Below are 14576 nucleotides of genomic sequence, written 5' to 3'. Positions count from 1 at the left end.
CCGATTTACCGACCCTACCAGATTGGTGTGGGCTTACAAGCTCCTGTGTGTATCCAATTGTGCGCCATGATGGTGCAATCAAAAGCTGTCCAAATGGTCAGTGATCAATAATGGTGCATGTGTTGCTGCGCTGTCCTCGTGCGTCGCCCGGTTTGCGCGGCCGCTTATGTGGCACGGCACTTGCTCTGTAAACCGGGATTATTGGTTGGAATTGATTACGCATGACACACGCCTGGCATCTTGAACAGCATGACAGCGCATTGAACTGGCAGGCCGGCTTGCGGCTTGGCTTTGTTCGATCCGGCGCGCGCACCCAGCTGGCTCATACCAGTCACCGTGGCCCGCTGCGCGTACAGCGCCCCTTTACCCCCGAGGGGCTCGATTGCCCGCACCTCTACATTCTGCATCCGCCGGGTGGCCTGGTCAGTGGCGACAACTTGCGGCTGCAGGCTGATATGCAGGAGAACGCCTGCGCCGTGCTGACGACGCCTTCATCCGGCAAGTTCTATCGCGCCCGCGACAACGGCACCCTGCAAGTGCAGCACAACCGCTTTACCTTGGCTGCAGGCAGCAGCCTGGAGTATCTGCCGCAGGACACCATTGCCTTCGAAGGCTGCAACGCCCGCATGATTACCCGTATCGATCTGGCGTCAGATGCTCGCTGCGTTGCTTGGGATCTGCTCTGTCTGGGGCGTCCGGCGGCCGGTGAGGGGTTCAGTCACGGACAAGTAGATCAGCGGCTGGATGTCTGGCGCGATGGTCGACCGATTTACATCGAACGTAACCAGTTTGTCGGCGGTGACCCGCTGCTAGAGGCCCGCTGGGGCCTTGGTGGTTGTGGCGTCAGCGGTACCTGGCTGGCGACCGTGCAGTTGGATCGTCAGCAGATGGATGACCTGCGCGAGAGCCTTACCGATTGCCCCGAGCTGGCGCTGACCCAGCGCAACGGGCTGCTGATTGGTCGTTATCTGGGCCTGCATGCAGAGCACGCGCGCAACACCTTTATTCGTCTGTGGCAGCAGCTGCGTCCGTTGATCAACGGACGTGAACCCTGTGCACCACGCATTTGGAACACTTGAGATGGAGCCCTCTTCATGGAGCTGACCCCCCGCGAGAAAGACAAGCTGCTGCTGTTCACCGCCGCGCTGCTGGCCGAGCGCCGGCTGGCCCGTGGCGTGAAGCTGAATTACCCCGAGTCGATGGCCTACATCAGCGCCGCCATCATGGAAGGCGCTCGCGACGGTCGCAGCGTGGCCGAGATGATGAGCTATGGCCGCACGTTGCTGACCCGCGAGCAGGTGATGCCGGGCGTGCCGGAGCTGCTGGCCGAGGTGCAGATCGAAGCGACCTTCCCGGACGGCACCAAACTGGTCACCGTTCACAACCCGATTCCTTAAGGAGCTCAGCATGATTCCAGGAGAAGTGCAGACCCGCCCCGGCGTGCTGCAACTGAACGAAGGACGTGAAACACGGGTGATCAGCGTTGCCAATTCGGGTGATCGCCCGGTGCAGGTCGGGTCCCACTACCACTTTGCCGAGACCAACCCGGCGCTGCAGTTTGATCGTGATGCCGCACGCGGCTTTCGCCTCAACATCGCCGCCGGTACCGCGGTGCGCTTCGAGCCTGGCCAGAGCCGCGAGGTAGAACTGGTTGCGCTGGCAGGTGAGCGCAAGGTCTATGGCTTCCGTGGCGACGTCATGGGCAGTCTCTGAGCAGATCTGAGAGGAACGAAGAATGGAAATCAGCAGACAGGCCTATGCGGAAATGTATGGTCCGACCACCGGCGACCGCGTCCGGCTGGGCGATACCGAATTGTGGATCAGCGTCGAGAAAGACCTGACCCGTTACGGCGAAGAAGTGAAGTTCGGTGGCGGTAAGGTCATCCGTGACGGCATGGGCCAGAGCCAGCGCACCCGCGCCGAGACGCCGGATACCGTCATCACCAATGCCCTGGTTGTGGATTGGTGGGGCATCATCAAGGCCGACGTGGCGATCAAGGATGGCAACATCCAGGCCATCGGCAAGGCGGGTAACCCGGACATCCAGCCCGGTATCGATATCATCGTCGGCCCGAGTACCGAAGTCATCGCGGGCGAGGGCATGATCCTCACCGCTGGCGGTATCGACGCGCACATTCACTTCATCTGCCCGCAGCAGATTGACGAGGCGCTGATGTCGGGCGTTACCACCATGATCGGTGGCGGCACCGGCCCGGCGACTGGCACTAACGCCACAACGTGTACGCCGGGTGCCTGGCACATTGGCAAGATGCTGCAGTCGGCCGAATGCTTCCCGATGAACCTGGGCTTTCTCGGTAAGGGCAACGCCAGCTTGCCGGACCCGCTGGAAGAGCAGATTCAGGCCGGTGCCATGGGCATGAAACTGCACGAAGACTGGGGCACCACCCCGGCGGCGATCGACTGCTGCCTGAGCGTGGCCGATGCCTTCGACGTGCAGGTTGCGATCCACACCGACACCCTGAACGAATCCGGCTTCGTTGAAGACACCCTGGCGGCCATCAACGGCCGGGTGATTCACACCTATCACACCGAAGGTGCTGGTGGCGGTCACGCGCCGGACATCATCAAGGCCTGCGGCGAGTCCAACGTGCTGCCGTCCTCGACCAACCCGACCCGGCCCTACACCATCAATACCGTCGACGAGCACCTCGACATGCTGATGGTGTGTCACCACTTGGATCCGGCTATTGCCGAAGACGTCGCCTTTGCCGACTCGCGCATTCGCCGCGAAACCATCGCCGCCGAAGACATCCTCCACGACCTGGGTGCCTTTTGCATGATCTCCTCCGACTCCCAGGCCATGGGCCGCGTCGGTGAGGTGATAACTCGTACCTGGCAGACCGCACACAAGATGAAAGTGCAGCGTGGCCCGCTGGAAGGTGACGATGATTGGTCCGACAACGCGCGGGTCAAGCGCTACATCGCCAAGTACACCATCAACCCGGCCATCACCATGGGTGTGGGGCATGTGGTTGGCTCGATTGAAGTCGGCAAGCTGGCGGACCTGGTGCTGTGGAAGCCGGCCTTCTTCGGCACCAAGCCGAGCCTGATTCTCAAGGGCGGTGCCATTGCGGCTGCACCCATGGGCGACCCGAATGCGTCCATCCCGACGCCGCAACCGGTGCACTACCGGCCGATGTTCGGTGCCTTCGGCCGGGGCATGGATACCACTTGCCTGACCTTTGTCTCGCAGGCGGCGATTGATGGCGGCGTTGCCGAGAAACTGGGCCTCAAGCGTCGTTTAGAGGCCGTTCGCAACACCCGCAATATCAGCAAGGCTGATATGAAACTGAATGACTATCAGCCGGACATTAGCGTTGATCCGCAGACCTACGTGGTCAAGGCCGACGGCGTTGAGCTGCTCTGCGAGCCGGCCGATGAGCTGCCGCTGGCGCAGCGTTATTACCTGTTTTAAGGAGAGCACGATGCTGGAATGTCATGCCTGGCTCGAGGACGAGTCCGGCCCCCATGACCACGTACTGGAACTGACCTACGAGCTGCGTACCCGCAGCCGCCTGCGAGCCAAGACGGTTGCCGGTGACGAAGTGGGTCTGTTTCTGCCCCGTGGCCGTGTGCTGGCGCAGGGTGATCGCTTGCAGTGCCTCGATGGCAGCGTGCTGATGATTGCTGCTGCGCCGGAGAAGCTCTCGCGCGTGGTCTGTGACGACACTCTGAAACTGGCCCGCGCGGCCTACCACATGGGTAACCGCCACGTAGCGCTGGAAGTGCACGCCACCGAGCTTCGCTATCAGTGCGATCACGTGCTGGACGCCATGCTGGTCGGGTTCGGGCTGGAGGTCGATCAGATCACCGCGCCGTTCAACCCGGAGAAGGGCGCGTACCACAACCATAGTCACAGCGTAGCGACGCCCGCCGCGCCGCTACTGCGATTGGCAGGCCACGCCCATGACTGAGCAGAACCCGGTCGCCGATCTGGCCTTGCTGCGCGTGCTGCAGTTGGCCAGTCCTGCGCTGCCGATTGGCGCCTATGCCTACTCGCAAGGGTTGGAATACGCCATCGAACAGAACTGGGTGACCGACATCGACAGCGCCGCGCACTGGCTGGGCGGCTTGCTGGGGCACTCGTTGGCGCGGCTGGATATTCCGCTGCTGCTGCGCCAGTACGAGGCGCTGGAACGGGGCGACGAGGGCGCACTGTTCTCCTGGAATGACTGGCTGCTGGCCAACCGGGAAACTGCTGAACTGTACCTTGAAGACAGTCAGCAGGGCGGGGCGCTGCTGCGTCTGCTCAAGTCGCTGGCAGTGCCGGCGGCGCTGGAATGGCCGCAGGGCGAGCCGATTGCGCTGATGACCGCGCTGGCGATGGCCGGGCAGCACTGGCAGACCGGTGCCCGCGCGCTGGCCCTCGGTGCGCTCTGGAGTTGGCTGGAAAACCAGACCGGCGCCGCCACCAAGCTGATTCCGCTGGGGCAGACCGACGCCCAGCGCCTGCTTGACCGCATGTTGCCCGATCTGCCGGCGGTGGTGGATACCGCCGCCACATTGTCCGCCGATGACCTCGGCGCAGGATTACCGGGCCTGGCCTTCGCCAGTGCCCGCCATGAACATCAATACACCCGATTGTTTCGATCATAAGGAGCACTGACACATGACTTCCAGACCTGCACTGCGGGTAGGCATCGGCGGACCGGTCGGGTCCGGCAAGACCGCACTGGTTCGCACCCTTTGCGAGCGCCTGTATCCGCACTACAACCTGGGCGTGATCACGAACGACATCTACACCCGCGAAGACGCTGATTTTCTGCTACGCCACCAGGCCCTGCCGGAAGATCGCATTCTCGGGGTGGAAACCGGTGGTTGCCCGCACACCGCGATTCGCGAAGACGCCTCCATGAACCTGGCCGCGGTTGCCGAACTGCAGGAGCGCTTCCCGGAAATGGAACTGGTGCTGGTAGAGAGTGGCGGCGACAACCTCGCCGCAACCTTCAGCCCCGAGCTGTCTGATCTGACCCTCTACGTGATCGACGTGTCCGCAGGCGACAAGATTCCGCGCAAGGGCGGCCCGGGCATTACCCGTTCCGACCTGCTGATCATCAACAAGACCGATCTGGCGCCGCTGGTCGGTGCCGATCTGGATGTGATGGATCGCGATGCGAAGAAAATGCGCGGCGAGCGTCCGTTCGTATTCTCGAACCTGAAGAGTGGCAAGGGCGTAGATCAGATCATCGAATTCATCGTTCGCCAGGGCATGCTCAAAGCTCTGCCGGACACTGCACAGCAACAAGGAGCCTGACATGACACAACTCAACAAACGCCTTGGCCTGATTGCCGCGCTGGCCCTGCTGCCGGGTCTGGCGCAGGCGCACCCCGGCCACGAAGTTTCTGGGCTGGCTGCCGGCCTCGGGCACCCGTTGATGGGTATGGATCACCTGTTGGCCATGGTGGCTGTTGGCCTGTGCGGTGCCAAGCTGGGTGGTGCTGCCCGTTGGCTGCTGCCACTGCTGTTCGTTGCCGTGATGCTGGCTGGTGGCACGCTGGCGATGGCGGGCGTGCATTTGCCGGGTGTTGAGCTGGGCATCGTCGGGTCTGTCATCGTGCTCGGCGCGTTGCTGGTTGTCGCCCAGCGTGGCCACACCGCGCCGGTGGCGCTGCTGGTTGCCGGCTTCTCGCTGTTTCACGGCTATGCGCATGGCGCTGAAATGCCGGCCGCCGCTGGTGCTCTGAGTTATGCGCTGGGCTTTGCCGTGGCAACCGCTGCGCTGCACGCGGCTGGGCTGTTTGGCGGCCTCTGGCTGCAGGAACGCAAGGCCGCGCGGGTGATCATGGGCAGCCTCGGTGCGTTGATCAGTCTGGCCGGCCTGGGCATGGCTGTAAGCATGTAACACTCTGCAGTACCGGCGGGCCTGCTCGCCGGTACTGCGATCTGTTTGGCAACCCTGTCGTTCCCTCCCGCGCTTCTCCTTACCGACCGAAATAGCGCGTCGCGCTCAACGGCCATCGCGATTAGACTGGACTCCGACCATTTGATCACGGAGTTGCAGGATGCGCAGAATCAGGCAGGTCGCGCTCTTCATTCGCACCAATTTTTGGATTGTTCCACTGGCGCTGCTGCTTTGCTGGCTGCTCGTTCGCTATCTCGACCCCGCGCCTCCGCGCCACCTGGTCATGACGACCGGCAGCGAGACCGGCGGCTATCACCAGTTTGGCCTGTCGCTACAGCGTGAGCTGAAAACCCAAGGGCTGGATCTGGAGTTGCGCACCAGTCGCGGATCACTGGATAACCTTGATCGCCTGACCGATGGTTCCGGTGATGTGCAACTTGGCCTGATTCAAAGTGGTACGGAGAAGCTGTTGCCTGCTGACCAGCGTCAGCAACTGCAGGGGCTGGCGGCTCTCTACCACGAGCCGCTGTGGCTGTTTCAGCGCAAGGGAAACGATATCAAGAGCCTTGCTGACCTGAGCGATAAACGGGTATCCGTCGGCAGTGAAGGCAGCGGCACTTGGGCTGTTGTGCGCGGCTTGTTTGAGCAGCAGCAGGACGTCGCGCGGCTTGAGTCGCTGAACGACGGGTTGTGGGTGCAAAAGGGCGCAAGTGCCTCTGCGGCTGCGCTGCTGGCCGGAGATCTGGATGCCGCGTTCTTCGTGTTACCGGTCAATAATCGGGTCATTATCAGTCTGTTGGCTGACCCGGGCGTGGTGCTGGTGAGCGCGCAGCAAGCGCATGCCTTCGCTGCGCGGCTGCGCTACGTCGGCGAGTTGAAGGTCAGTCAGGGCCTGCTCAGCATCCCGCTCAATCTACCTCCGCGTGACCTCACACTGCTGGCGCCGGTCGCCACGCTGGTTGCCAACGAGAGCTTCCATCCAGCGCTGGCGGCACAGGTTTTGGAAGCAACCCGTAAGGTCCTGCGTGACGGCAATCTGCTTGATCCTCCCGGCACCTTTCCGGCTGCCAAGCCGATGGGGCTGGAGCTGAGCCCTGAGGCGGAGTACTACCACCGTCAGGGTATGCCGGTGTTGCAGCGCTACCTGCCGTTTCAGCTGGCGTCGATGATTGATCGCTATGTGGTGTTGGTGATCCCGTTTCTGGCCATCATGTTCCCACTGCTGCGCAGCATGGGGCCGATCTACCGTTGGCGGGTTCGGGCGCGGGTCTATCGCTGGTATGAGCATTTGCGTCGGGTTGATCGGCTCATTTACTCCGGTCGTATCAAGGGGCATTACGACGAGGAGGTCGCCAAGCTGCGACAGCTCGAAAGCGAACTTAATCATGTGGATGTACCCCTGTCGTATGCCCATGAGCTTTACAGCCTGCATTTGCATGTGCGGTTCATGATCTACCGCCTGGGTTTGATGCAGGAAGAAGAGAGCGATTAGTCAGACGGCGCATGAAGCTGTTACAAGCCATTGCTCGGCGCTGTTGTTGCTCTGATGCAGCGCTTAGCATGGGTTAGCGGATAACGAGGTAGACATGAAGGACGTATTGCAGCGGGCCCAGGCGGCAATGGATCAGGTGCTGCTTGGCAAGCCACAGGCAACCAAGCTGGCGCTGACCTGCATTCTGGCGCGTGGTCACCTACTGATAGAGGATCTTCCCGGTATGGGTAAGACCACACTGTCGCAGGGATTGGCCAAGGTCCTGGGGATGAGTTACCAGCGTATTCAGTTCACCAGCGACCTGTTGCCAGGCGACATTCTCGGCACCTCGGTGTTTGACCGTAACACCGCCCAGTTTGTCTTCCACCCGGGGCCGATTTTTGCAGAACTGGTGCTGGCTGACGAGATCAACCGTGCGACACCGAAGAGTCAGAGCGCGCTGCTTGAGGCGATGGAGGAGGGGCAGGTGACGGTTGACGGGGCAACTCGCCCGCTGCCGGATCCGTTCTTCGTTATCGCCACCCAGAATCCGGTTTCCCAGGCCGGCACTTTTGCCTTGCCTGAATCCCAGTTGGACCGCTTCCTTATGCGCTTGTCGTTGGGTTATCCGAGCGAGGCAGCAGAGAAGAGTTTGCTGCTTGGCAGCGAGCGGCGCACACGGCTGGAGCAAATTGAGACGGTGCTGGGCCGTGAGCAGCTCTGCGCCCTGCAAGCGTTGGTACCGCAGGTGACGGCCAGCGAAGCGTTGGTCGACTACATTCTGCGTCTGGTCAATCACACCCGTAACAGCGACGCCTGTGCCTGGGGGTTGTCGCCTCGAGCGAGTCTTGGTCTGCTTGCGGCTGCGCGCGCCTGGGCGCTTCTGGAACAGCGCAATTATGTGATCCCGGAAGACGTGCAGGCGGTACTGCCGTCGGTGGTCAGTCACCGTTTGCGGGCCACCCATGACCCGGCCGGGCATGGCGGTGACAGTCTGGCACGGTGGTTGTTAGCCGAGGTGTCACCAGTGTGAGCGAGGGCCTGCGCAGTCGTTTGCGCCAGTGGCACCGGGGCTGGCTGCGTCGCCGGATTCCACCGGCGCGGCAGATTCGGCTGGATCACCGGCGGATTTTCATTATTCCCAGCCGAGCTGGCGGTGCGTTCCTGCTTTTGCTTACGGTCATGCTGGTCGGCGCGATCAACTACCAGAACAGTCTGGTTTACGGGCTGACCTTTGCGCTGCTGGGGCTGTTCTGGGTCGCCCTGCATCACACCTACCGTAACCTGGCCGGCGTGCAGCTCAAGGCAACCGGCGGGCGAGCGGTATTTGCCGGTGAGCAGGCGCCGCTGGGCATGGTGTTGGTCAGTGAACGGCGCGAGCATCAGGCGTTGCGCCTCAGCTGGCCTCAGGTTGTTACCCATACTGTTGATGTTCCGGCGGGAAGCGAACAGGCGTTGACCCTGTATCACCCCACTAGCCGCCGTGGCTGGCTGGCACTGGAGCGACTGCGTATTGAAACCCGCTTCCCACTTGGCTGGTTTCAGGCCTGGAGTCTGATTGATCTGGACTGGCAGGTACTGGTGTACCCCAAACCCATCCAGCGCGCATTGCCGCGAGGCAGTGCGCCCGACGGCGCGGAACACGACCAGGAGCAGGCGTTGATTGAGGGGGTGGACGATTTTCAGGGGCTGCGCGCCTATCAGCCGGGGGATTCGCGCAGGCGTTTGGACTGGCGCGCCTGGTCACGCGGTCAAGGGCTGCATAGCAAGGTGTTTGCAGAACCGCAGCAGCAAAGTCTCTGGCTCGACCTGTCCAGTGCGCCGGGACGCGACCTGGAGGAGCGGTTGGGCGTTATGACCGGTTGGGTATTGGCGCTGGAGAACGCGCGGCGCCCCTATGGTTTGATTCTGCCCGGCCAGCGGATCGAGCCGGTGTTGGGGGAAGGGCACCGCGAGCGCTGCCTGCGCGCGCTCGCCCTGTTTGGGCAGGAGGGCGAGCGATGAGCGCGCTGATTCCGCGCAACAGCCTGGCCTGGTTGCTGATCGCCCAACTGGTGGTTCTGGTTCCGCATCTGCCGCGCCTGCCTTGGTGGCTGGCGGGCCTCTGGCTTGGGTGCGCGCTCTGGCGGGTACAGATCCAGCGCATGCGCTGGGGTTATCCGGGTCGGCTGCTGCGGGTGGGCGGCTTGCTGTTGACCGGTGTGGCGGTGTTTGTAACGCAGGGCACGTTGATCGGTCTGGATGCGACGGTGATGCTGCTGCTGTTGCTATTCATGCTCAAGCTGCTGGAGATGCGCAGCCCGCGTGATGCACTGGTGGTGATCTACCTGGGGTTCTTCATCGTCGCCACCGCATTTTTGTTTGATCAAGGCATTCCGCTGGCGTTGTACCAGTGCTTCTGCGTGTTGGTGTTGGTTGCTGCGCTGGTGGGGTTACAGCAAAGCCCGGCGCGCAATGACCCGGCGGCGGCGCTGCGTCGAGCTGGCGGCATGTTGCTTCAGGCGCTGCCGTTGATGCTGGTGCTTTTCCTGTTCTTTCCCAGGCTAGCGCCCCTATGGTCAGTCAATCTGCCGAGCAGCACCGCGCGCACGGGGCTGTCGGAGTCTATGTCGCCCGCTGATATTGCCAATCTGGCACAGTCGCCGGAGCTGGCATTTCGGGTCCAGTTCGATGGGCCTGCGCCGCCTGCCGCCACTCTGTATTGGCGAGCGATGACCATGAGCCGTTTCGATGGCCGCGCCTGGTCACAGGACCGGCGTCTTGAGCAGCGCGTCGCACCCTCGCTGGAGACGGTTGGAGAGCCGTTAAGTTACGAAGTGATCGCCGAACCGAGTGGTCGCAATTGGCTCTACAGTCTGCGGGGTAGCAGCAGTGATACGCCGCAGGTGCGACGCTTGGCCGATGGTACCTTGCGGGCCGCGTCACCACTGAGCAGTCCCTTTGCCTACAACGCCACCGCCTACAGTGACAGTCAGCTGCAACCTGAGGGACTGTCGCCGAGCGAGCAGGCCCGTGAATTACAGTTACCCGCCAGCGGTGATCCGCGCACGCGTGAGTGGGCCCAGCGCCTGCGGGCGCAGTACCGCGGCGATGCCGAGCTGATACAGGCGGTCTTGCGCCACTTCGCCGACCAGCCCTATTACTACACCCTGCAACCACCGCCGCTGGGGCAGCACGCCAATGACGAGTTCCTGTTCGACTCCCGGCGCGGGTTCTGTGAACACTATGCCGGTGCGATGTCGTTCGTCCTGCGTGCGGCAGGCATTCCTGCGCGGGTCGTTACCGGGTATCAAGGCGGAGAGCTGAATCCGCGCGGCGGGTACCTGCTGATCCACCAATTCGACGCGCACGCCTGGGTTGAAGCCTGGTTGCCGGGCAGCGGCTGGACGTCTTTTGATCCGACATTTCAGGTTGCTCCCATGCGTATCGAACGCGGGCTGGAAGAGGCGATGCGTGACGAGGGCAGCTTTCTCGCGGAGTCGCCTCTGTCAGGTGCGCGCTATCGCGGCGTCAGTTGGCTCAACAGCCTGCGCCTTGGGTGGGATGACTTGAACTACCAATGGCAGCGACGCGTACTTAACTTTCGCTCGGAAGAGCAGCTTGCGCTGTTTCGGCGCTGGCTGGGAACGGCAGACTGGCAGCGGGTTGGCGCCATTGTGCTGGGTCTGGTGTTCAGTCTGATGGCGCTGCAGGCGCTGATCTGGCTCAGACCGCGGCGCCTGACCGGCACGCCCGCGCAGCGGGCCTGGCAGCGACTGGATCGCCGCTTGCAGACGCTCGGGTTGGGCGCCTTGGCGGGAGAGGGGCCGCGTGATTGGCAGCGTCGTATCAGCCGAGCGCTGCCGTCGCAGGAGGCGGCTTTGGCGGCCTTCTTTGACTGCTTCGTGGCCCAGCAATACGCAGGGGATGCCGCCGATAGCGCGGCCTTGCGCGTTCAGTTGCGCCAACTGCTGCGCAGCCTCCCGCGGCGACGGTCTGCATCACGAGGCTTGTCGGCAGGAGGCTAGCCCCTATACTGCAGGAAGGCTTTTCTCAGGATACTTTTGCTGCGGAGTTTGCATGCATCCATTCAGTGCGACACGTCCCCCGCGACTGGCGTTGGGGCTGGGATTGGCTGGGGTAATTCCCTTTGTATCAGGCGCGCTGGGTCTCTGGGTTACCCCTGATGCCTGGCGTGACCGGGTGCTCGAAGAGCTGATGGCCTACGCCGCGATTATTCTGGCGTTCATGGGGGCTATCCACTGGGGTTTGGCGATGCGCGCTGAAGAGAACAGCGACAAGGCGCCAGTGCAGCTGGGGCTCTCGGTGATTCCGCCTCTGCTTGGCTGGGTGGCGTTGGCACTGCCCACGTTTCTTGGCTTGCCGGTCTTTCTGGTTGCGTTCGCGGCCTTGTATTTTGCCGATATCTGGGCGGTCGACCATGGTGTTGCGCCGGTCTGGTACCCGGCGCTGCGCAAGCCCTTGAGCATTATCGTAGTGTGTTCACTGCTGGTAGCCTGGCTGGCGACGGTGTTTGTCGGTTAGGTATCACCACTTCGGGTGATGGGCGCCTGGGGTGGGCTGTGATCAAGTGAGCAGCACAGCCATTACCACGGATTTCCTGTGTACTCTGACTCGTCTTTCCACTGCGTCGATGGGCGTTGGTTGCTGGCGCTCTACGCCGTTATCCCCGTGTCCTTCCTCGTTGTCGCGCTGGATGTGCTGCTACTGCAGCGTGCGCTGCTCCACTCGTTACTGCCGGACGACCCGAATGACTGGGCTCTGTGGGCGTTGCTGTTTGGCTTGCCACACATCATTGCCAGCGCGCTGACCCTGTCTGATCGCCGCTACTTGCAGCACTTCCGCTGGCGGCTATTGCCCGCTATCCCGATCTTTCTGTTGCTGTGTCTGGCCGGGTGGTACGGTCCTCAGCCGTTGAGCTACCAGTTGCTGTTTGTGTTCTTCGCCGGTTTCACTGTGTTTCATGTGCTGTCGCAGCAATTGGGTATTGCGCTGGTGTTGAGTGGGCGCAGGCCGGGGCGGCTGTTTCGCCTTTGGAAGTGGGTGGCGATTGTCGCGGGCATGGCGATCTATCTGAACGTCTACGGCGGGCAGTTCCTCGGGCGCGTTCAGCTGGCCGGGACGGACGCCTATGCGCTGCTGGCTGGTCTGGCAGCAGTGCTTTGTGCGATTTTGCTGCTGTTGAGTTGGCAGTTGGCGCGCGAGTGCGAGGGACGTCTCGGGCGCTGGTATATCTGGGCTAACGGGGCGTTGCTGGCCAGTGCGCTGGCGCTGAATCAGCTGGGTTATGTGCTGCTGGTCATCCTGATGCCGCGGCTGATTCATGACCTGACGGCGTTCAGCGTCTACATCACCCACGACCGCAATCGACGGACGCAGCGGTCGTCTGGCTGGCTCTACCGTTGGCTTCCATCCACGGGCGTTGCGCCGTTCGTGGTCTTGCCTGCGGTGTCAGTTGCGATTGCCTGGCTGCTAAACACGCATCAACAGCACGCGCTCATCGGCATCGCGATCCTGCTGATTTCATTTATGCATTACTACTGGGAAGGCTTTGTCTGGCGTGGCGAAAGCCCACTGCGCGAGCACGTGCGCTTTCGCCGCTGAGGTATCTCAGACCTTCTTGACGAACTCGGACTTGAGATTCATCGCACCGATGCCGTCGATCTTGCAGGCGATGTCGTGGTCACCGTCGACCAGACGGATGTTCTTGACCTTGGTGCCGACCTTGACCACCAGGGAAGAGCCTTTGACCTTCAGGTCCTTGATCACGGTAACGGTGTCACCATCCTGCAGCGGGTTGCCGTTAGCGTCCTTGATGCCAGAGTCGCCTGCATCGTTCTGATCGGCGTCAGCAGACCATTCGTGGGCACATTCCGGGCAGATGAGCATCAGGCCATCCTGGTAGGTGTAGGGAGACTGGCAGGCGGGGCAGTGCGGCAGGTCACTCATGCGGGTACCTCTGATATGACGGGATTGACCCTGCTAAGCACAGGGTCATTGGCGCCGGCATGATGCACGATAGCCGGCGCGCTGTCCACGCTATAGAGGGTATTACTGGGCTTTTGCTACGACCGTGCGGCCATCTGCAGTGATCAGCTGGAGCTGGCCCTGCTCGTCGATATCAAAGCGCGACAGGTGTTGCAGGACGTCGAACATCTTCTGATCCTGCTCCATTCGCCCGCCAAAACACGCCCGCTGGGTCGCCGCGATCATGCGCGTGCTGAGCCCCTCGCCGGTCAGTTCATAACCGGTGGTGAAGGCGTTGCAGGCGCCTTGGCCGCCCAGCTTGCCGTCTTCACTGAAGCTCATAGTGACCACACTCTCGGACATGGCGGCTTCGCCGTTAATGCTCAGCACTTGCCAAGTCTTGCCGGTCAGCAGTTTGGCAGGATCCCCACCGCAGCCTGACAGTTCGCCGCTGCTGGTCTGCACCTTCACGGTGTAGGGGTAGGGCATACCGGTCATGCTGTCGTGGCAGAGCGCCGGGGTAACGTCGACCAGCATCTGATGCTCTGCAGCCGCATCAAAGCGCAGCGCACCACCCTGCCGCGTTGCAGTTGGGGTGGGAGTCAGTTGCACGGCACTGCTGCCTTGGCGGGTCAGGCTCATGCGTTCGCTGTCAATCTGCAAGGTCCAACCCGGCTCGTTGCCTTGTGCCTTCAGTGGCAGCATGGCGCTGACGTCAACAACCTGCGAATTCTGCGGAACGCGGCCACTCACCTTGACCATCATCAGGACGCCCATGTCGTTGACTTCCTGGGTCAGGTCGACGGGGTAGCGCGTGTCGGTCGTCCACAGCAATTGGCCTTCGGCGCTACGGATCTGGCCTGAAACGCTGTAGCTCATGCGAGGCTGGAACATGCGTGGCTCGACCGTCAGCTCAAACGGGACGGGAACCTGGGAGCCGATCAGTCGGGTGGTCTGCTCAGCCAGCACGGTAGAAGGAGCGTCAGCCCGCGATACATCGAGGAGCTTGACCTGGGCAACGCTGCCCGGCGGCAGAGCAATGCGCTCGCGGTAGCCGATCGCACCGACCACCATTCGGGTTTTCGGAGTCATATGTTCTTCCGCCTGCGCAGTGGATGAGTCGTTACTGCTGTTGTGGGCACAGCCCGCGAGCAGGCTGCCGAATGCCACGGCAAGAACAAAACGTGAAGGGGTTTTCAGCATAAGGGGGCCCTCTAGCGGGGTCGGCTTTGGCCGACGCTTTCCATTAACGGTGATTTGAGTGTAAACCAGAT

16 protein-coding genes are annotated in these 14576 nt (G+C 62.1%); 14 read left to right on the top strand and 2 right to left on the bottom strand.

All coding sequences use genetic code 11. The features are described 5' to 3' along the window. The first annotated feature begins 221 nt into the window (after positions 1-221). The 14 genes from AAFM31_RS00375 (at position 222) to AAFM31_RS00310 (ending at position 12939) form a co-directional block, all read left to right on the top strand. A complete protein-coding gene (locus tag AAFM31_RS00375) occupies positions 222-1079 on the top strand; it encodes an urease accessory protein UreD (protein ID WP_341705916.1) in 858 nt (285 codons plus the stop codon). 15 nt (positions 1080-1094) lie between these two features. Next, a complete protein-coding gene (gene ureA, locus AAFM31_RS00370; protein WP_088275341.1) occupies positions 1095-1397 on the top strand; it encodes an urease subunit gamma in 303 nt (100 codons plus the stop codon). A gap of 10 nt (positions 1398-1407) precedes the next feature. Continuing rightward, positions 1408-1713: an urease subunit beta gene (locus AAFM31_RS00365; protein ID WP_341705915.1), complete on the top strand. Its 306-nt coding sequence runs from the start codon at positions 1408-1410 to the stop codon at positions 1711-1713. Between the two features lie 22 nt (positions 1714-1735). Further along, a complete protein-coding gene (ureC, locus tag AAFM31_RS00360; protein ID WP_341705914.1) occupies positions 1736-3436 on the top strand; it encodes an urease subunit alpha in 1701 nt (566 codons plus the stop codon). A 10-nt stretch (positions 3437-3446) separates the two neighbouring features. Continuing rightward, positions 3447-3935: an urease accessory protein UreE gene (gene ureE, locus AAFM31_RS00355; protein WP_341705913.1), complete on the top strand. Its 489-nt coding sequence runs from the start codon at positions 3447-3449 to the stop codon at positions 3933-3935. After that, entirely contained in the window at positions 3928-4617 is a 690-nt protein-coding gene (locus AAFM31_RS00350) for an urease accessory protein UreF (RefSeq protein ID WP_341705912.1), read from the top strand. The genes ureE and AAFM31_RS00350 overlap by 8 nt, the downstream gene beginning before the upstream one ends. Positions 4618-4630: 13 nt before the next feature. Beyond that, on the top strand, positions 4631-5275 hold the full coding sequence (gene ureG / locus AAFM31_RS00345; RefSeq protein WP_341705911.1) for an urease accessory protein UreG: 645 nt from the start codon (positions 4631-4633) through the stop codon (positions 5273-5275). Between the two features lies 1 nt (position 5276). Further along, positions 5277-5864 (top strand): HupE/UreJ family protein, encoded by a 588-nt coding sequence (locus tag AAFM31_RS00340; RefSeq protein ID WP_341705910.1) that lies wholly within the window; start codon positions 5277-5279, stop codon positions 5862-5864. Between the two features lie 160 nt (positions 5865-6024). Continuing rightward, positions 6025-7356 (top strand): TAXI family TRAP transporter solute-binding subunit, encoded by a 1332-nt coding sequence (locus AAFM31_RS00335; RefSeq protein ID WP_341705909.1) that lies wholly within the window; start codon positions 6025-6027, stop codon positions 7354-7356. Positions 7357-7450: 94 nt separating this feature from the next. Next, positions 7451-8368 (top strand): AAA family ATPase, encoded by a 918-nt coding sequence (locus tag AAFM31_RS00330; protein WP_341705908.1) that lies wholly within the window; start codon positions 7451-7453, stop codon positions 8366-8368. Then, on the top strand, positions 8365-9339 hold the full coding sequence (locus tag AAFM31_RS00325) for a DUF58 domain-containing protein (protein WP_341705907.1): 975 nt from the start codon (positions 8365-8367) through the stop codon (positions 9337-9339). Before AAFM31_RS00330 ends, AAFM31_RS00325 begins: the two co-directional genes overlap by 4 nt. After that, the gene (locus tag AAFM31_RS00320) at positions 9336-11342 is read left to right on the top strand and encodes a DUF3488 and DUF4129 domain-containing transglutaminase family protein (RefSeq protein ID WP_341705906.1); all 2007 of its coding nucleotides are present in this window, start codon (positions 9336-9338) and stop codon (positions 11340-11342) included. The genes AAFM31_RS00325 and AAFM31_RS00320 overlap by 4 nt, the downstream gene beginning before the upstream one ends. A gap of 52 nt (positions 11343-11394) precedes the next feature. Continuing rightward, positions 11395-11859, top strand: a complete 465-nt coding sequence (locus tag AAFM31_RS00315; RefSeq protein ID WP_341705905.1) for a DUF3429 domain-containing protein — start codon at positions 11395-11397, stop codon at positions 11857-11859. Positions 11860-11937: 78 nt separating this feature from the next. Continuing rightward, a complete protein-coding gene (locus AAFM31_RS00310) occupies positions 11938-12939 on the top strand; it encodes a hypothetical protein (protein WP_341705904.1) in 1002 nt (333 codons plus the stop codon). A 6-nt stretch (positions 12940-12945) separates the two neighbouring features. Here AAFM31_RS00310 and AAFM31_RS00305 read toward each other — a convergent pair whose 3' ends face one another. Beyond that, positions 12946-13284: a zinc ribbon domain-containing protein YjdM gene (locus AAFM31_RS00305; RefSeq protein ID WP_341705903.1), complete on the bottom strand. Its 339-nt coding sequence runs from the start codon at positions 13282-13284 to the stop codon at positions 12946-12948. Between the two features lie 102 nt (positions 13285-13386). After that, positions 13387-14505, bottom strand: coding sequence for a YbaY family lipoprotein (locus tag AAFM31_RS00300; RefSeq protein WP_341705902.1), 1119 nt, complete (start codon positions 14503-14505; stop codon positions 13387-13389). Positions 14506-14576 lie beyond the last annotated feature (71 nt).

The organism is Halopseudomonas sp. (assembly GCF_038130085.1).
In the GTDB taxonomy this organism is placed as follows: domain Bacteria; phylum Pseudomonadota; class Gammaproteobacteria; order Pseudomonadales; family Pseudomonadaceae; genus Halopseudomonas.
Note: the sequence above shows the minus strand (reverse complement) of the source record. Positions and strands in the feature narration are given on the sequence as shown.